Here is a 17,376-nt window from a genome sequence, read left to right on the forward strand (position 1 = left end):
TACGAAACAGCTTCGGGTTGTGAGGTTAAGCGACTAAGCGTACACGGTGGATGCCCTGGCAGTCAGAGGCGATGAAGGACGTGCTAATCTGCGATAAGCGTCGGTAAGGTGATATGAACCGTTATAACCGGCGATTTCCGAATGGGGAAACCCAGTGTGATTCGTCACACTATCGTTAAGTGAATACATAGCTTAACGAAGCGAACCGGGGGAACTGAAACATCTAAGTACCCCGAGGAAAAGAAATCAACCGAGATTCCCCCAGTAGCGGCGAGCGAACGGGGAGGAGCCCAGAGTCTGAATCAGCGCGTGTGTTAGTGGAACGGTCTGGAAAGTCCGGCGGTACAGGGTGATAGCCCCGTACACTAAAATGCACACGTTGTGAACTCGAAGAGTAGGGCGGGACACGTGGTATCCTGTCTGAATATGGGGGACCATCCTCCAAGGCTAAATACTCCTGACTGACCGATAGTGAACCAGTACCGTGAGGGAAAGGCGAAAAGAACCCCGGCGAGGGGAGTGAAAAAGAACCTGAAACCGTGTACGTACAAGCAGTGGGAGCCTACTCGTTAGGTGACTGCGTACCTTTTGTATAATGGGTCAGCGACTTATATTCTGTAGCAAGGTTAACCGTATAGGGGAGCCGCAGGGAAACCGAGTCTTAACTGGGCGTTAAGTTGCAGGGTATAGACCCGAAACCCGGTGATCTAGCCATGGGCAGGTTGAAGGTTGGGTAACACTAACTGGAGGACCGAACCGACTAATGTTGAAAAATTAGCGGATGACTTGTGGCTGGGGGTGAAAGGCCAATCAAACCGGGAGATAGCTGGTTCTCCCCGAAAGCTATTTAGGTAGCGCCTCGTGAACTCATCTTCGGGGGTAGAGCACTGTTTCGGCTAGGGGGTCATCCCGACTTACCAACCCGATGCAAACTACGAATACCGAAGAATGTTATCACGGGAGACACACGGCGGGTGCTAACGTCCGTCGTGAAGAGGGAAACAACCCAGACCGCCAGCTAAGGTCCCAAAGTCATGGTTAAGTGGGAAACGATGTGGGAAGGCACAGACAGCCAGGATGTTGGCTTAGAAGCAGCCATCATTTAAAGAAAGCGTAATAGCTCACTGGTCGAGTCGGCCTGCGCGGAAGATGTAACGGGGCTAAACCATGCACCGAAGCTGCGGCAGCGACACTATGTGTTGTTGGGTAGGGGAGCGTTCTGTAAGCCGTTGAAGGTGGCCTGTGAGGGTTGCTGGAGGTATCAGAAGTGCGAATGCTGACATAAGTAACGATAAAGCGGGTGAAAAGCCCGCTCGCCGGAAGACCAAGGGTTCCTGTCCAACGTTAATCGGGGCAGGGTGAGTCGACCCCTAAGGCGAGGCCGAAAGGCGTAGTCGATGGGAAACAGGTTAATATTCCTGTACTCGGTGTTACTGCGAAGGGGGACGGAGAAGGCTATGTTAGCCGGGCGACGGTTGTCCCGGTTTAAGCATGTAGGCGGGAAGTTTAGGTAAATCCGGACTTCTGTTAACGCTGAGGTGTGATGACGAGGCACTACGGTGCTGAAGTAACAAATGCCCTGCTTCCAGGAAAAGCCTCTAAGCATCAGGTAACATCAAATCGTACCCCAAACCGACACAGGTGGTCAGGTAGAGAATACCAAGGCGCTTGAGAGAACTCGGGTGAAGGAACTAGGCAAAATGGTGCCGTAACTTCGGGAGAAGGCACGCTGATGGTAAGTGAAGTGACTTGCTCATGGAGCTGAAATCAGTCGAAGATACCAGCTGGCTGCAACTGTTTATTAAAAACACAGCACTGTGCAAACACGAAAGTGGACGTATACGGTGTGACGCCTGCCCGGTGCCGGAAGGTTAATTGATGGGGTTATCCGCAAGGAGAAGCTCTTGATCGAAGCCCCGGTAAACGGCGGCCGTAACTATAACGGTCCTAAGGTAGCGAAATTCCTTGTCGGGTAAGTTCCGACCTGCACGAATGGCGTAATGATGGCCAGGCTGTCTCCACCCGAGACTCAGTGAAATTGAACTCGCTGTGAAGATGCAGTGTACCCGCGGCAAGACGGAAAGACCCCGTGAACCTTTACTATAGCTTGACACTGAACATTGAGCCTTGATGTGTAGGATAGGTGGGAGGCTTTGAAGCGTGGACGCCAGTCTGCGTGGAGCCAACCTTGAAATACCACCCTTTAATGTTTGATGTTCTAACGTAGACCCGTGATCCGGGTTGCGGACAGTGTCTGGTGGGTAGTTTGACTGGGGCGGTCTCCTCCCAAAGAGTAACGGAGGAGCACGAAGGTTAGCTAATCCTGGTCGGACATCAGGAGGTTAGTGCAATGGCATAAGCTAGCTTGACTGCGAGCGTGACGGCGCGAGCAGGTGCGAAAGCAGGTCATAGTGATCCGGTGGTTCTGAATGGAAGGGCCATCGCTCAACGGATAAAAGGTACTCCGGGGATAACAGGCTGATACCGCCCAAGAGTTCATATCGACGGCGGTGTTTGGCACCTCGATGTCGGCTCATCACATCCTGGGGCTGAAGTAGGTCCCAAGGGTACGGCTGTTCGCCGTTTAAAGTGGTACGCGAGCTGGGTTTAGAACGTCGTGAGACAGTTCGGTCCCTATCTGCCGTGGGCGCTGGAGAATTGAGGGGGGCTGCTCCTAGTACGAGAGGACCGGAGTGGACGCATCACTGGTGTTCGGGTTGTCATGCCAATGGCATTGCCCGGTAGCTAAATGCGGAAAAGATAAGTGCTGAAAGCATCTAAGCACGAAACTTGCCCCGAGATGAGTTCTCCCTGACTCCTTGAGAGTCCTGAAGGAACGTTGAAGACTACGACGTTGATAGGTCGGGTGTGTAAGCGTAGCGATACGTTGAGCTAACCGATACTAATGAACCGTGAGGCTTAACCTTACAACGCCAAAGCTGTTTTGGTGAGCAGAGAGAAGATTTTCAGCCTGATACAGATTAACTGGGGTGCTTTTAGCATCCTGGTAACAGAATTTGCCTGGCGGCAATAGCGCGGTGGTCCCACCTGACCCCATGCCGAACTCAGAAGTGAAACGCCGTAGCGCCGATGGTAGTGTGGGGTCTCCCCATGTGAGAGTAGGGAACTGCCAGGCATCAAATTTAGTGTGCTGATATGGCTCAGTTGGTAGAGCGCACCCTTGGTAAGGGTGAGGTCCCCAGTTCGACTCTGGGTATCAGCACCAGTTTTTAAGTTATAAGTTAGTACTTTAAAAGAATTTGCCTGGCGACGAGAGCGCGGTGGTCCCACCTGACCCCATGCCGAACTCAGAAGTGAAACGCCGTAGCGCCGATGGTAGTGTGGGGTCTCCCCATGTGAGAGTAGGGAATTGCCAGGCATCAAATAAAGCAAAAGGCTCAGTCGAAAGACTGAGCCTTTTGCTTATCTGTTGTTTGTCGGTGAGCATTCTTTGGCGGTTCAGATTCGTCGGGAACGAATGTGAACGTTGCGCAGCAACGGCCCGAGGAGGGGATGGGCAGGAAAGTCCGCCCTATCATTACCCGGCATCACGTAATACAAAAGGGCTCCGTCTTGCGACGGGGCCCTTTGTGTTATCTGCTGTTTATCCTGGCGGTATGCCGCCGTACTCAAACTTAACGAGTTAACGCCACAATGCCAAGGGTTAAACCGGCAACGGCTGCAGCACCGCCTGCGATAGCGCCTGCCGTTTCCCAGTTATCCTGGGTGGTCCCTTTCATACAGGTGTTGGTATGGACCAGTCTGCCCTCAGAATCATAGACCGGCACGCAGGGGGAATCGTGAGCACAGCCTGCGAGTAAAGTCGCCAGCAGTGACACTATAATTAATTTTTTCATGACAGGACCTCTGAATAAACCGCCTGGTTGTATCGATTCAGATACATGACGGAATGCGTTATTTTACCATTAGCAATATCAGGTCCCGGCAGACGAAATAATCTCAATTTATGACCAGCGTAAATATCATGGAGAAGGTTGTGGGATTATGTGGGAAATATGCAGAGTGGAGCAAAGAAACACATTTTTAACGGCTTCGTGAGTCAGACTCGGTGAAAGGTCTGAAACTCACGCTATACAGCGCAGAGGGTATCGTATGCCAATGAGAGCCCCCAGAATCCACGACATTGGCTTCCCGGTCACCTCTTTGGTTCAGGCTAATCTTTTAGCAACGATCGCGTAATATGCGCTGTGCTGTCGCATACGCTGTTTCAGCAGGAAGGTGTTCAGGGGAGGCAGGAGCCAGAAAATAAAAAGGCGCTTCCCCATGCCGAAGAGCGCCTTTTATCACAAGCAATTAACTGATTAGTATCAGTTCATGCCGTATTTTTTCAGTTTTTTACGCAGAGTACCGCGGTTGATACCCATCATCAGGGCCGCACGGGTCTGGTTACCACGGGTGTATTGCATCACCATGTCCAACAGGGGCTGTTCAACTTCAGCCAGTACTAGCTCATACAGGTCATTCACATCCTGACCATTCAGTTGAGCAAAATAGTTCTTCAGTGCCTGTTTAACCGAGTCACGCAGGGGTTTTTGAGTTACCTGATCCTGAGAGTTAACGGTAGAAACGGTCAGTACGTCAGAATTTACGCGTTGTTCGAACATAGTTCTGTCAGCTCTTTATTTCATTACGCAAGATTTTCGAAGTATGCCTCCAACGCCTCCAGCTGTTCGCTGGCATCCTCTATGGCGTTGAATGTGCGCCGAAACTGGTCATTTGGAGCGTGCTCCTGGAGATACCAGGATACGTGTTTACGCGCAATTCGGTACCCTTTTGCATGGCCATAAAAGTCATGCAATTCCCGAACATGCGAACAAAGCAAGCGCTTAACCTCTGCCAGTGGCAGTGGGGCAAGCAGCTCTCCAGTGTCCAGATAATGCTGGATTTCCCGAAAGATCCAGGGTCTTCCCTGAGCCGCACGTCCTATCATCAGAGCATCAGCTCCCGTATAGTCGAGCACAGCTCTGGCTTTAAGCGGGTCAGTAATGTCACCATTCGCGATAATCGGAATGGAAACTTTCTGCTTTACTGCCCGAATGCTGTCGTATTCAGCTTCGCCATTGAACAAACAGGCGCGAGTGCGTCCATGAATGGTCAGGGCCTGAATGCCGCAGTCTTCGGCCAGTTGGGCAATCTCTACACAGTTACGGTGTTCCGGCTCCCAACCGGTGCGAATCTTGAGTGTCACGGGAACGTCCACTGCCTTGACGACCGCCGTCAGGATTAACTTCACCTGATCGGGATACTGCAAGAGGGCTGAACCTGCGAGCTTGCGATTCACCTTTTTCGCCGGGCACCCCATATTAATATCAATAATCTGGGCACCGCTTTCCACGTTAATACGGGCGGCTGCGGCCATCTCTTCCGGTACGCTACCGGCGATTTGCACGGTACGAATACCGGGCTCATCAACGTGCACCATCCGTAAACGGGACTTGTCACTCTCCCAAACCTGCGGGTTGGAGGACATCATCTCGGAAACGGTTAAACCGGCTCCCATCTCATAACACAGCGTCCTGAATGGTCTGTCAGTGATGCCAGCCATAGGCGCTGCAATCAGGCGATTTCTGAGCTGATAGTGTCCGATGCGCATGAATTAAGAAATGACCATACTGTGACTGCAAGGCGGCGTATATTACGCATTTTTTGCACGAGATGAAAGGCCAAACTTTGAGCAATCCTCTGTCACAGATCAATGAATCCAGTATCGACATAAAAGAGATGATTAAATTACCATATTAATCATTATCTTAATCAATAGCGGATAATTTGTGCCCATTTATAAAATCGCAAAACTTCTCGATTTTTCTTAGAAAATGGCGACCGTTGACGGCATAAAACGCTGTTTTTGTAGCCAAAAAAGCGCATCGTAATGCGATCTGGCTCTCATTTCTTGACGTCATTCAGCGGTTACTGGAAACAAAAGGGCGGCCCGCAGGCCGCACTGCGGTGTTATTTGCGCTGGCCGGTAATGCGGCACCACTCTTCTTTCTCCACCACCGGGTCGAGAGTAAAGCGGTCGATATATGCTTCGCAGACGCTTTCCGCCTGGCTGGCAAGAATACCTGAAAGGCCCAACAGACCGCCTGAGACGGGCAGCACGCTGATTAACGGGGCTAACTCACGTAACGGGCCGGCCAGAATGTTGGCGACCACGACATCGGCGCTGAGCGCGTCTGGCTGGTCCTGCGGTAAATAGAGTTCCAGACGGTCGGAGACGCCATTGCGCTCGGCGTTATCACGGCTGGCCTGAATCGCCTGGGGATCGATATCAATGCCGATCGCTTTAGCCGCGCCGAGCTTCAGCGCGGCAATGGCCAGGATACCCGAACCACAGCCGAAATCGATGATGGTTTTGCCCGCCAGATCCAGGCTGTCCAGCCACTGCAGACACAGCGAGGTGGTCGGGTGCGTGCCGGTACCAAATGCGAGGCCTGGATCGAGCATCACGTTGACCGCGTTTTCATCCGGCACGTCACGCCAGCTCGGACAAATCCACAGGCGCTCGCCGAAACGCATCGGGTGGAAGTTATCCATCCATTCGCGTTCCCAGTCTTTATCTTCCAGCTGTTCGATTTTATGCGCAAAACCGGTCCCCAGCAGCGGATGCTGCTCAAGGATAGCCACGACCTCATGCATATCGCTTTCGGCATCAAACAGGCCGATAACGTCAGTATCGCCCCACAGGCGGGTTTCGCCCGGCAGCGGTTCGAATACCGGTGTATCGTGGGTATCCTGGAAGGTGATGGAGACCGCACCGGCCTCCATCAGCGCGTCGCTCAGCTCTTCAGCGTGGGCGCCGGTGGTATTCAGTTTCAGTTGGATCCATGGCATAGCAAAACTCTTTATTTGTCAGTAGTCATAATAGGGGCAGGTGGTACGGGTTGACCAAAACGGTTTCCCACCACAAAAGCCAGCAAACTTAGCAGCAGCGAGGGCACGATCGGGTGAAAGCCCAGGTACTGAATCTTGAACGTGGCGAGGACGGCATACAGTATGCCGCCGACCAGCATGGCGCTGAGCGCACCGGCCGCATTCGCACGCTCCCAGTACAGTCCCAGCACCAGCGGCCATAGGAACACCGCTTCCAGGCCACCAAAGGCTAACAGGTTCAGCCAGATGATCATTTCAGGTGGCCGCCAGGCCGCCAGCAGCAGCAGCGCGCCGAGGATCAGCGTAATCAGCGCCGACATCCGCTTCAGGCGTTTCTCATTATGCAGCTGTTCCGGGTGCAGGTTCAGGTACAAATCCTTAATGATCGTAGCGGAACTCTGCAATAACTGCGCGTTGATCGTCGACATGATCGCCGCCATTGGTGCGGCAAGGAAGATCCCGGCGGCAAACGGCGGCAGCACTTTCACCATCAGTGTCGGGATCACCAGATCCGGAATCGTCAGATCCGGGATCACCGCACGGCCCAGGGCGCCGGCGAGGTGCATACCAAACATCAGGATCGCCACCACGATGGTGCCGAGAATAATCCCACGGTGCACCGCCTTGCTGTCTTTATAGGAGATACAGCGCACCGCCGTGTGCGGCAGCCCGATAACCCCAAAGCAGACCAGCACCCAGAAAGAGGTCATAAAGGTCGGCGACAGAATATCGTCCGCTCCCTGAGGCGCAACCAGCTTCGGATCGATGTGTTCCAGGGTCTGCACCGCCTGGCTCAGACCACCCGCAGCATGAACGATACCGACCAGCAGCACGATGGTGCCAACCAGCATTACCAGCCCCTGCATTGCATCATTCAGCACGCTGGCGCGGAAGCCGCCAAAAGCGGTGTAGAGCGCGATGCTGATACCGAAAATCAGCAGGCCGGTTTCGTACGGGATACCGGCAGCGGTTTCCAGTAATCGCGCACCACCGATAAACTGCACCGTCATTGCGCCGATAAACGCAACCAGCAGGCTGAGGCTTGCCAGCCACACCAGCAGACGGCTTTGGTAGCGAGCGAACAGCATATCGTTGAGGGTCACCGCGTTATAACGACGGGCAAGGATCGCGAATTTTTTTCCCAGCACGCCCAGAGACAACCACACGGCAGGCAGCTGGATCATCGCCAGCAGGACCCAGCCAAGCCCGTATTTATAGGCCGCACCCGGGCCACCAATGAATGAACTGGCGCTGATATAGGTGGCGGTCAGGGTCATGGCCAGCACGAAGCCGCCCATTGAACGGCTGCCGAGAAAATATTCGTTGAGGAATGTGCCGGTCGTGCGTTTGCGCATCGCATAAATCGACAGGCCAAACACTACCACCAGGTAGGCAACCAGCGGCAGGATCACTTCAGGCTGCATCGTCATCCTCCAGAGGAATATCGCAGTAGATAAACTTCACCATGGCCCAGCACAGCAGCGTAAACAGCAAGGGCACCAGCAGGCAGGCCATTTCGAACCAGTGCGGCAGACCGGTGATGCCAATGCCATTACCCGGTAGGTAAGCCGCGACCAGCCAGGCAGCAAGATAGAGAAGGGTCAGCCACAGCGCCCAGCGCGCTTCTTTGTGGGCCTGAACAAACCGTTTGTCCATTTTTGAGTCCCGGGAGGATGAAGAAAGCGGGGATTGTACCGCATGGTAAAGACGAGAGGAGAGAAAAAGAAAAAAGGCCGGATTAACCGGCCTTTTGCTGCATGAGCAGGATTATTTTTCCTGCAGACCGAGTTTTTTCTCCAGATAGTGGATGTTGGTTCCACCGTGCTGGAAATTCTCGTCATTCATGATGCGAATCTGCAGATCGACGTTGGTTTTGATACCATCGATGATCAGTTCCTGCAGCGCATTTTTCATGCGTGAAATGGCAACATCACGGTTCTCACCGTAGCAAATCAGCTTGCCAATCATTGAGTCATAATACGGAGGCACGGTATAGCCTGCGTAGATATGAGACTCCCAGCGCACGCCAAAACCGCCAGGCGCGTGGAAGCGAGTAATTTTACCCGGGCTCGGCAGGAAGGTGTTCGGGTCTTCGGCGTTGATACGGCATTCAACCGCATGGCCACGGACATGAACTTCTTCTTGCTTGATGGAAAGCGGCTGGCCTGCAGCAATACGCAGCTGTTCTTTGATAAGGTCAACGCCGGTGATCATTTCAGTGACCGGGTGTTCAACCTGAATACGGGTGTTCATTTCAATGAAGTAGAACTCGCCGTTTTCGAACAGGAACTCGAAGGTCCCGGCGCCACGATAGCCGATATCGACACAGGCTTTGGAGCAGCGCTCGCCGATGTAGCGACGCAGTTCCGGCGTAATACCCGGTGCTGGCGCTTCTTCGACCACTTTCTGGTGACGACGCTGCATAGAACAGTCGCGCTCTGCCAGATAGATAGCGTTGCCCTGGCCGTCAGCCAGTACCTGGATCTCGATGTGACGCGGATTTTCCAGGTACTTTTCCATGTAGACCATGTCATTGTTGAACGCGGCTTTCGCTTCAGCTTTGGTCATGGAGATGGATTGCGCCAGTTCGGCATCGCTGCGCACAACACGCATACCGCGACCGCCGCCGCCGCCGGAGGCTTTGATGATAACCGGGTAGCCGATGCGTTTCGCATGGGCACGGTTAGCATCCATATCTTCACCCAGAGGGCCGTCAGAACCTGGAACGGTCGGAACGCCTGCTTTCTTCATCGCGGTGATTGCTGACACTTTGTCGCCCATCAGGCGAATCGTGTCGGCTTTCGGGCCGATAAAGATAAAGCCAGAACGTTCTACCTGCTCGGCGAAGTTCGCGTTCTCCGAGAGGAAGCCGTATCCTGGGTGGATAGCCACCGCACCGGTGATTTCAGCCGCGCTGATGATCGCCGGGATGTTCAGATAGCTTTTAACGGACGGAGCCGGGCCGATACAGACCGTCTCATCCGCTAACAATACGTGTTTTAGATCGCGATCCGCAGTGGAGTGCACAGCAACGGTCTTGATGCCCAGTTCTTTACAGGCACGCAGGATACGCAGTGCAATCTCGCCACGGTTGGCGATAACAATTTTATCCAGCATGTTCGCCTCGTTACTCGATGACTACCAGCGGCTCGTCAAATTCTACCGGTTGGCCACTTTCGATCAGAATGGCTTTCACCACGCCGGCTTTATCGGCTTCGATCTGGTTCATCATTTTCATTGCTTCTACGATGCACAGGGTGTCGCCCACGTTAACTTTCTGACCGATTTCCACAAACGCTTTAGCGTCCGGGCTCGGGGTACGGTAGAAAGTACCGACCATCGGGGAACGTACGATGTGACCGCTGATTTCTGCTTTCGCCGGCGCTGCTTCTGCCTGAGCGGCAGCTGCTGGTGCTGCTGCAACCGGAGCCTGCATCATTGGTGCGGCATAGGCCTGCTGCATGACCGGGTAGCCCGCATTTGGTGCGGCACGGCTGATGCGTACAGACTCTTCGCCTTCAGAAATTTCCAGTTCGGAGATGCCTGATTCTTCAACCAGCTCGATCAGCTTTTTAATCTTACGAATATCCATGAGTGGGTTCCGTACTCTTTGTTTAGTGTGATTGTGACAGGCGTTTTACCGCCGTCTGTAAAGCGTATGAATAGCCGTCCGCACCAAGTCCGCAGATGACGCCCGAGGCGATATCCGACAGATAGGAGTGGTGACGGAACGGTTCGCGTGCATGTACGTTGCTCAGGTGGATCTCGATAAACGGGATACTCACCGCAAGTAACGCATCGCGGATAGCCACGCTGGTGTGCGTAAACGCGGCCGGATTAATCAGGATATAGTCCACAGTGTCTTTAGCCTGATGAATTCGGTCGATGAGCACGAACTCCGCATTGGACTGCAGGTGATCCAGCGTAACATTCAGAGCCGAGGCTTCTGACTGCAATTGGTTAACAATCTCAGAAAGCTTAAGGGTTCCGTACTTCTCAGGCTCGCGTGTTCCAAGCATGTTAAGGTTGGGTCCGTTTAAAAGCAAAATGCGAAACTTGTCAGCCATTGTGCGGCTATCTCCTGCCATTCTCGGGTAAAAAACAAAATATACCTTCGAAGCGCGCTTGTCACCTTTTCAGAGTCCGAAAACCCCGTCAGGAAAACCAAAGTCGCACATTATAACGATTTCGTAGCATTTGGCAGCTAAATACTGGTCTTATCAGGGAAGATTATCAACCGCTATTGTTAAAAGCGTCGCGGTTGATAAAAGATCTGCGGGAAACTGCACATATCCGGTGATTAACGCCACCACTGACGGAACTTCTTGTAACGCCATGCTAAAAGCAGTGCGGCGAGTACCGCATAAATCACCGGTTGCGGGGATAAAATCTTCACCGACCACAGGTAATGAACCGGCGCGAGGAGCGCCACCAGATAGACGAAGTTGTGCAATGTTTGCCAACGACGGCCTAATTTTCGCTGTAGTGCCTGAGTCGAGGTCGCGGCCAGCGCCAGCAAAATCAACCAGCTGATAAGGCCTAATGTAAGATACGGTCTGCTGACCACCTCTGAACCCAGCAGCGCCAGGTTGTTGATCCCTAACTCCAGCAATGTGTAGCTGGTGAGATGCAGCGTCGCCCAGGCGAAACACCATAATCCCAACAAACGCCGGGTACGAATCAATAATGGTTGTTTAGCGTAGCGTGCCAGCGGCGAGACAAGCAAGGTCGCGAGCAAAAATTTAAGAGCCATCCTACCGGTAAAGTGTTGAATATCTTTTGCCGGGTCGGCGCTAAAGTAGCCCTGTTGTCCGGCCCAGAACAGCCAGATGAACGGCAAAAAACCGGCCAGGTGGAGAACCACTTTCAGCCAGGTAATCTGTTTTACACTCAGGCGCACTAGTAGTTCTCCCGCAGATTAAGACCCCGATAGAGCGATGCCACTTCGTCAGCATAGCCGTTGAATAACAAGGTGGGCTGGCGCTTAACGTCGAGCACGCCCCCTGAACCGATAAAGCGTTCTGTGGCCTGCGACCAGCGCGGATGGTCGACATGAGGATTCACATTGGCGTAGAAGCCATATTCTTCCGGGCCCGCCAGATTCCAGGTGGTGGGGGGACGTTCACGGGTCAACTCGATGCTGACGATCGATTTAATGCCTTTAAAACCATATTTCCATGGCACGGTCAGGCGCACTGGCGCGCCATTTTGCGGCGGCAACGCTTTACCATAGACGCCGACGCTTAACAGCGTCAGAGGGTGCATCGCTTCGTCCAGCCGCAACCCTTCCACATAAGGATAAGCCAGCCCGCCGCCGATAAAACGGTCCTTCTGCCCTGGCATCTGGTCCGGGGCGTAAATCGTTTTAAACGCCACGAACCGGGCATTGCTGGTGGGTTCAACCAGCGCCAGCAGTTTATGCAGTGGGAAACCGACCCATGGCACCACCATTGACCAGGCCTCCACGCAGCGCATCCGGTAAATGCGTTCCTCTAGTGGGAAACGTCTGGTGAGGTCATCATGATCAAGGGTCAGTGGTTTAGCGACTTCACCGCCAATGGTCAGCGTCCAGGGATCGGTACGCAGGCTACCGGCATTGGCTGCGGGGTCGGCTTTATCGAGGCCAAATTCATAGAAATTGTTGTAGCCCGCGACTTTATCTTCCGGCGTGAGGGCGAGGGAGCTTTGCCATTGTGCGGGCTTGTCGAAGGTTAACGCTTTTCCTGCCGGGGCGGGAGGGCGGTCATGGCCTTTGAACCAATCCAGAAGATCGGCCTGGGCGACAGGAGAAAGTGAGAGGGCCGTGGCGGTAATACCGAGGGTCTTCAGAACCTGGCGGCGCTGCAGCATAAAAACGGATTCAGCCGTTACATCGGCTTCCGTGAGTTTTTTGGGTTTCATGACATCCTCCGGCATGCTTTTTCCTAAGCATGACGGAGGCGAAGCGTTATCGCGAATATGTCACGAAAAATTGCAGATTAGGCGATCTTGACCAGCGTCCGGCCCTGGATCTGGTTATTGATGATTTTGTCAGCGAATGCCGGCGCCTCTGCGAGGGCGATCTCGGTGGTGCTGGTGGCGTAGAACGATTCCGGTAGATCGCGGACCAGACGCTGCCAGGCTTCAGCACGGCGTGCCGGTGGCGTCATCACTGAGTCCACGCCCTGCAGGCGGACGTTACGTAAAATAAACGGCATGACCGTGGTCGGCAGCGCGAAGCCCCCGGCCAGGCCACAGGCGGCGACGCAGCCGCCATAGTTCATCTGTGCCAGCACTTTCGCCAGCACTTTATCCCCGACGGTATCGACCGCACCGGCCCACAGCTGTTTTTCCAGCGGACGGGTTTCGGCAAACTCTTCACGCCCGAGAATGCGTTGAGCACCGAGGCTTTTCAGGTATTCATGCGTGCTTTCACGACCCGATACCGCGACGACCTGGTAACCCAGTTGATGCAGCAGCGCAACAGCGGTACTGCCAACGCCGCCGCTGGCGCCCGTCACCACGATTTCGCCATCCTGCGGGCGAATACCGGCATCTTCCAGCGCCATCACGCACAGCATGGCGGTAAAACCGGCGGTGCCGATAGCCATAGCTTTGCGGCCATCCAGGCCGGCGGGCATGGCAACCAGCCAGTCACCCTTCACCCTGGCGCGCTCTGCCAGGCCGCCCCAGTGGTTTTCACCGACGCCCCAGCCGGTCAGCAGCACTTTCTGGCCGCTGTGGAAACGGGGATCTTCGCTGGCGTGAACCGTACCGGCGAAATCGATGCCAGGAATCATCGGAAAGTTTCGAATGATTTTTCCCTTGCCGGTGATCGCCAGCGCATCTTTATAGTTGAGGCTGGACCATTGAATATCGACGGTGACATCGCCTTGCGGTAGTTGCCCTGCGTCGATGGTTTGCACCGAAGATATTGTTTTGCCATCCTGCTGTTCTAATATTAAAGCCTGCATATGCGGGTCCTTATATGTACAAAGATTGGAAAATTTTTTCTGCAGACTATACTCGCTATCGGCATTATTACGCCGATTTAACGCAATAAATTGCCAGATACGCCAGCTTTGATAGTATGCCTCGCGCTTTAGAAAGTTAGTGCTTACTTTAGGTATAGCAGCGCTAGTACAGGAGCCTGAATTTCTATCGGGCGGTCATTCACTCGCGGAGTTAACACAGGGATGCGATTAACGACGAAGTTCTCAGCATTTGTCACGCTGCTTACCAGCCTGACCATCTTTGTCACGCTTATAGGTGCTTCGCTGAGTTTCTATAACGGTATTCAGCTGAAAATGGAAAATCGCGTCCAGGCCGTGGCGGCGATGCTGGATAACCGCCTGGTGACCTCTTCCTTTGATAAGCTTGAGCCGCAGATGGATGAGCTGATGACGCCGGTCGAGATCGTCCGGGTGGATTTCCTGCTCGGCGGGAAGTCGGTGTACAGCCACTCGCGTAGCGACAGCTATCGTCCGCTGGGAAGTAATAATCAGTATCGTGAAATCATTGTACCGTCGTTAAAACACCCGGGGATGACGCTTCATCTGGTCTATCTCGACCCGATGGTGAACTATTTCCGTGCGCTGCATATCACCGCGCCATTATCGATTGCCATTGGCCTGATGGTGCTGGCGATTTTCCTCTCCGTACGCTGGGTTCGCCGTCAACTGGCGGGGCAGGAATTGCTGGAGCTGAGAGCGGCGCGGATCCTTAGCGGCGAGCGCGGTCCCCAGGTGAGAGGGTCGGTACACGAGTGGCCGGCGAGTACCAGTAGCGCGCTGGATATGCTGCTCTCTGAACTACAATTTGCCAGCGACCAGCGCAGCCGTATGGATACGCTTATTCGTTCTTATGCCGCGCAGGATTCGAAAACCGGGCTAAGCAATCGTCTGTTTTTTGACAACCAGCTGGCTACCCTGCTGGAAGATCAGGAAAAAGTCGGGTCACACGGTATCGTAATGATGATTCGTCTGCCGGAATTCGACCTGCTTCGGGATAACTGGGGACGCGCTGCTGCCGAAGAGCATTACTTCACGCTGATTAACCTGCTTTCTACTTTTATTATGCGCTACCCAGGATCGCTGCTGGCGCGTTATCACCGCAGTGATTTTGCGGTACTCCTTCCTCATCGCACCTTAAAAGAGGCCGATAGCATCGCCGGGCTGCTGTTAAAAGCGGTTGATGCGCTGCCTCCGACCCGCATTCTTGACCGTGACGACATGATGCATATCGGCATCTGTGCCTTCCGCAGCGGCCAGACCGCGGCGCAGGTGATGGAACGCGCTGAGGCTGCCACCCGCAATGCGGTACTCCAGGGCAGCAATAGCTGGGCGGTTTATGATGATTCGTTACCAGAGAAAGGGCGCGGCAACGTCCGTTGGCGCACGCTGATTGAGCAGATGCTCAGCCGCGGTGGACCGCGTTTGTATCAGAAACCGGCGGTAACGCGTGACGGTCGGGTCCATCATCGCGAGCTGATGTCACGGCTGTACGACGGCACGGAAGAAGTCATTGCGGCAGAATATATGCCGATGGTGCAGCAGTTTGGTCTGGCGGAAGAGTATGACCGGCTGCAGGTGACGCGACTGCTGCCATTTTTAAGTTTTTGGCCGGAAGAAAATCTCGCGCTGCAGGTCACCGTTGAATCATTGATCCGGCCGCGTTTTCAGCGCTGGTTGCGTGATACTTTGATGCAATGTGAAAAATCGCAACGGCGACGGATTATTTTTGAACTTGCAGAGGCAGATGTTTGTCAATATATCGGTCGCTTACAACCGGTCATGCGCCTGGTGAACGCTTTGGGTATACGCGTGGCGGTTGTTCAGGCTGGATTAACGCTGGTTGGAACCAGCTGGATCAAGCAGTTAGACGTCGAAGTTATTAAGCTGCACCCGGGGCTGTCGCGCAATATAGAAAAGCGCAGTGAGAACCAGCTGCTGGTGCAGAGCCTGGTGGAGGCCTGTAAGGGCATGCCGGTCCAGGTTTTTGCCACCGGAGTCCGGAGTCGAAGCGAGTGGCAGGTGCTGTCTCAGTGCGGTGTCACCGGTGGTCAGGGGGAATTTTTTGCCGCCTCACAGCCACTTGACACAAATGTGAAAAAATATTCGCAAAGATACTCGGTTTGATCTGCCGTTTAGCGTGATTTCACGTAGAATAACGCGCGCCATAGTGAAGGGGGTGTGCTTGTCTACCTGCCGGATTATCGCAATGTAAATGCCAGTAAATGACCTTTGACGGGTTACGGATTCAAGCGCTGAGCGCTGTTGAACATTTCAGCACTGAATGGACCCGGTAAATTTGTAACGAAGGACATGAACTGCACTAATTTTCACCGTAGCAGATGATTTTTGCGCCTTGTCGCTGCTGCGTGTGGTTGGTAAAGTAAGCGGATTTTGTTTTCCGCCCCAGCTTTCAGGATTATCCCTTAGTATGTTAAAAAAATTTCGTGGCATGTTTTCCAATGACCTGTCCATTGACCTGGGTACTGCGAATACCCTTATCTATGTAAAAGGACAAGGCATCGTATTGAATGAGCCTTCAGTTGTGGCCATTCGTCAGGATCGTGCCGGTTCGCCGAAAAGCGTCGCTGCTGTTGGTCATGAAGCGAAGCAGATGCTCGGGCGTACTCCGGGCAATATCGCGGCGATTCGCCCGATGAAAGACGGCGTTATTGCCGACTTCTTCGTTACTGAAAAGATGCTCCAGCACTTTATCAAACAGGTGCACAGCAATAGCTTCATGCGTCCGAGCCCGCGTGTTCTGGTGTGCGTGCCGGTTGGTGCGACTCAGGTTGAACGTCGTGCGATTCGTGAATCTGCGCAAGGTGCAGGCGCGCGTGAAGTCTTCCTGATTGAAGAGCCGATGGCGGCCGCAATCGGTGCGGGCCTGCCGGTTTCTGAAGCTACCGGTTCAATGGTGGTGGATATCGGTGGTGGTACCACAGAAGTTGCGGTTATCTCCCTGAACGGTGTGGTGTACTCCTCTTCCGTACGTATCGGCGGTGACCGTTTCGATGAAGCCGTGATTAATTATGTGCGTCGTAACTACGGCTCACTGATCGGTGAAGCAACGGCGGAACGTATCAAGCATGAAATCGGCTCGGCATACCCGGGTGATGAAGTGCGTGAGATCGAAGTTCGCGGCCGTAACCTGGCAGAAGGTGTGCCACGTGGCTTTACCCTGAACTCCAATGAAATTCTCGAAGCCCTGCAGGAACCGCTGACCGGTATCGTGAGCGCAGTAATGGTCGCACTGGAACAGTGTCCGCCAGAGCTGGCTTCTGATATCTCCGAGCGCGGCATGGTGCTGACCGGCGGTGGTGCGCTGCTGCGTAACCTTGACCGTCTGTTGATGGAAGAGACAGGTATTCCTGTCGTAGTTGCAGAAGATCCACTGACTTGCGTCGCGCGTGGCGGCGGTAAAGCGCTGGAAATGATCGACATGCACGGCGGCGACTTGTTTAGCGAAGAGTAGTCAGCCGAAGGTCTGGGG

General features: G+C 53.8%; 14 protein-coding genes, 1 tRNA gene and 3 rRNA genes. 6 read left to right on the forward strand and 12 right to left on the reverse strand.

Going from position 1 to position 17,376, the window contains the following annotated elements; all coding sequences use genetic code 11:
- The first annotated feature begins 23 nt into the window (after window positions 1-23).
- From ACMYSN_RS17210 to rrf (ACMYSN_RS17225), 4 genes are all read left to right on the forward strand, one after another.
- Window positions 24-2,927 (forward strand): 23S ribosomal RNA (locus ACMYSN_RS17210).
- 93 nt (window positions 2,928-3,020) lie between these two features.
- Window positions 3,021-3,136: ribosomal RNA gene (gene rrf / locus ACMYSN_RS17215) — 5S ribosomal RNA — on the forward strand.
- Window positions 3,137-3,150: 14 nt separating this feature from the next.
- Window positions 3,151-3,226: transfer RNA gene (locus ACMYSN_RS17220), tRNA-Thr, on the forward strand.
- A gap of 37 nt (window positions 3,227-3,263) precedes the next feature.
- Window positions 3,264-3,379 (forward strand): 5S ribosomal RNA (rrf, locus tag ACMYSN_RS17225).
- A 256-nt stretch (window positions 3,380-3,635) separates the two neighbouring features.
- Here rrf (ACMYSN_RS17225) and ACMYSN_RS17230 read toward each other — a convergent pair.
- From ACMYSN_RS17230 to acuI, 12 genes are all read right to left on the reverse strand, one after another.
- Entirely contained in the window at window positions 3,636-3,857 is a 222-nt protein-coding gene (locus ACMYSN_RS17230) for a putative periplasmic lipoprotein (protein WP_434582818.1), read from the reverse strand.
- Window positions 3,858-4,328: 471 nt separating this feature from the next.
- Window positions 4,329-4,625, reverse strand: a complete 297-nt coding sequence (gene fis / locus ACMYSN_RS17235) for a DNA-binding transcriptional regulator Fis (protein WP_000462905.1) — start codon at window positions 4,623-4,625, stop codon at window positions 4,329-4,331.
- A 23-nt stretch (window positions 4,626-4,648) separates the two neighbouring features.
- Complete coding sequence (dusB, locus tag ACMYSN_RS17240; protein ID WP_462495584.1) at window positions 4,649-5,614, reverse strand: tRNA dihydrouridine synthase DusB; 966 nt, start codon at window positions 5,612-5,614, stop codon at window positions 4,649-4,651.
- A 359-nt stretch (window positions 5,615-5,973) separates the two neighbouring features.
- Entirely contained in the window at window positions 5,974-6,855 is an 882-nt protein-coding gene (prmA, locus tag ACMYSN_RS17245) for a 50S ribosomal protein L11 methyltransferase (protein ID WP_174509405.1), read from the reverse strand.
- An 11-nt stretch (window positions 6,856-6,866) separates the two neighbouring features.
- Window positions 6,867-8,318 carry a sodium/pantothenate symporter gene (panF, locus tag ACMYSN_RS17250; RefSeq protein ID WP_123756258.1) on the reverse strand — a complete coding sequence of 484 codons (1,452 nt, stop codon included), beginning with the start codon at window positions 8,316-8,318 and terminating at the stop codon, window positions 6,867-6,869.
- Window positions 8,308-8,550 (reverse strand): YhdT family protein, encoded by a 243-nt coding sequence (locus ACMYSN_RS17255; protein WP_462495585.1) that lies wholly within the window; start codon window positions 8,548-8,550, stop codon window positions 8,308-8,310. Before ACMYSN_RS17255 ends, panF begins: the two co-directional genes overlap by 11 nt.
- A 111-nt stretch (window positions 8,551-8,661) precedes the next feature.
- On the reverse strand, window positions 8,662-10,011 hold the full coding sequence (gene accC / locus ACMYSN_RS17260; protein ID WP_123756260.1) for an acetyl-CoA carboxylase biotin carboxylase subunit: 1,350 nt from the start codon (window positions 10,009-10,011) through the stop codon (window positions 8,662-8,664).
- 10 nt (window positions 10,012-10,021) lie between these two features.
- Entirely contained in the window at window positions 10,022-10,486 is a 465-nt protein-coding gene (accB, locus tag ACMYSN_RS17265; RefSeq protein WP_123756261.1) for an acetyl-CoA carboxylase biotin carboxyl carrier protein, read from the reverse strand.
- A 22-nt stretch (window positions 10,487-10,508) separates the two neighbouring features.
- Window positions 10,509-10,961 (reverse strand): type II 3-dehydroquinate dehydratase, encoded by a 453-nt coding sequence (gene aroQ / locus ACMYSN_RS17270; RefSeq protein ID WP_462495586.1) that lies wholly within the window; start codon window positions 10,959-10,961, stop codon window positions 10,509-10,511.
- Between the two features lie 233 nt (window positions 10,962-11,194).
- A complete protein-coding gene (gene msrQ / locus ACMYSN_RS17275) occupies window positions 11,195-11,794 on the reverse strand; it encodes a protein-methionine-sulfoxide reductase heme-binding subunit MsrQ (RefSeq protein WP_462495587.1) in 600 nt (199 codons plus the stop codon).
- Window positions 11,794-12,795, reverse strand: coding sequence for a protein-methionine-sulfoxide reductase catalytic subunit MsrP (msrP, locus tag ACMYSN_RS17280; protein ID WP_123756264.1), 1,002 nt, complete (start codon window positions 12,793-12,795; stop codon window positions 11,794-11,796). The genes msrQ and msrP overlap by 1 nt, the downstream gene beginning before the upstream one ends.
- A gap of 77 nt (window positions 12,796-12,872) precedes the next feature.
- Complete coding sequence (gene acuI / locus ACMYSN_RS17285; protein ID WP_462495588.1) at window positions 12,873-13,847, reverse strand: MDR family oxidoreductase; 975 nt, start codon at window positions 13,845-13,847, stop codon at window positions 12,873-12,875.
- A gap of 222 nt (window positions 13,848-14,069) precedes the next feature.
- Between acuI and csrD the strand changes: the two genes are divergently transcribed.
- Window positions 14,070-16,010 (forward strand): RNase E specificity factor CsrD, encoded by a 1,941-nt coding sequence (gene csrD, locus ACMYSN_RS17290; protein WP_462495589.1) that lies wholly within the window; start codon window positions 14,070-14,072, stop codon window positions 16,008-16,010.
- 304 nt (window positions 16,011-16,314) lie between these two features.
- Window positions 16,315-17,358: a rod shape-determining protein MreB gene (gene mreB, locus ACMYSN_RS17295; protein WP_002918653.1), complete on the forward strand. Its 1,044-nt coding sequence runs from the start codon at window positions 16,315-16,317 to the stop codon at window positions 17,356-17,358.
- The last annotated feature ends 18 nt before the right edge of the window (window positions 17,359-17,376 follow it).

The sequence above is a fragment of the Klebsiella sp. R445 genome (genome assembly GCF_051131755.1).
Lineage (GTDB): Bacteria > Pseudomonadota > Gammaproteobacteria > Enterobacterales > Enterobacteriaceae > Klebsiella > Klebsiella lignicola.

What these genes read in the sequence shown, in the direction of transcription:
- acuI (WP_462495588.1), bottom strand. Translation starts at nt 13,847, where the DNA reads ATGCAGGCTTTAATATTAGAACAGCAGGATGGCAAAACAATATCTTCG.
- accC (WP_123756260.1), bottom strand. Translation starts at nt 10,011, where the DNA reads ATGCTGGATAAAATTGTTATCGCCAACCGTGGCGAGATTGCACTGCGT.
- fis (WP_000462905.1), bottom strand. Translation starts at nt 4,625, where the DNA reads ATGTTCGAACAACGCGTAAATTCTGACGTACTGACCGTTTCTACCGTT.
- panF (WP_123756258.1), bottom strand. Translation starts at nt 8,318, where the DNA reads ATGCAGCCTGAAGTGATCCTGCCGCTGGTTGCCTACCTGGTGGTAGTG.
- prmA (WP_174509405.1), bottom strand. Translation starts at nt 6,855, where the DNA reads ATGCCATGGATCCAACTGAAACTGAATACCACCGGCGCCCACGCTGAA.
- csrD (WP_462495589.1), top strand. Translation starts at nt 14,070, where the DNA reads ATGCGATTAACGACGAAGTTCTCAGCATTTGTCACGCTGCTTACCAGC.
- dusB (WP_462495584.1), bottom strand. Translation starts at nt 5,614, where the DNA reads ATGCGCATCGGACACTATCAGCTCAGAAATCGCCTGATTGCAGCGCCT.
- accB (WP_123756261.1), bottom strand. Translation starts at nt 10,486, where the DNA reads ATGGATATTCGTAAGATTAAAAAGCTGATCGAGCTGGTTGAAGAATCA.
- mreB (WP_002918653.1), top strand. Translation starts at nt 16,315, where the DNA reads ATGTTAAAAAAATTTCGTGGCATGTTTTCCAATGACCTGTCCATTGAC.
- aroQ (WP_462495586.1), bottom strand. Translation starts at nt 10,961, where the DNA reads ATGGCTGACAAGTTTCGCATTTTGCTTTTAAACGGACCCAACCTTAAC.
- ACMYSN_RS17255 (WP_462495585.1), bottom strand. Translation starts at nt 8,550, where the DNA reads ATGGACAAACGGTTTGTTCAGGCCCACAAAGAAGCGCGCTGGGCGCTG.
- ACMYSN_RS17230 (WP_434582818.1), bottom strand. Translation starts at nt 3,857, where the DNA reads ATGAAAAAATTAATTATAGTGTCACTGCTGGCGACTTTACTCGCAGGC.
- msrP (WP_123756264.1), bottom strand. Translation starts at nt 12,795, where the DNA reads ATGAAACCCAAAAAACTCACGGAAGCCGATGTAACGGCTGAATCCGTT.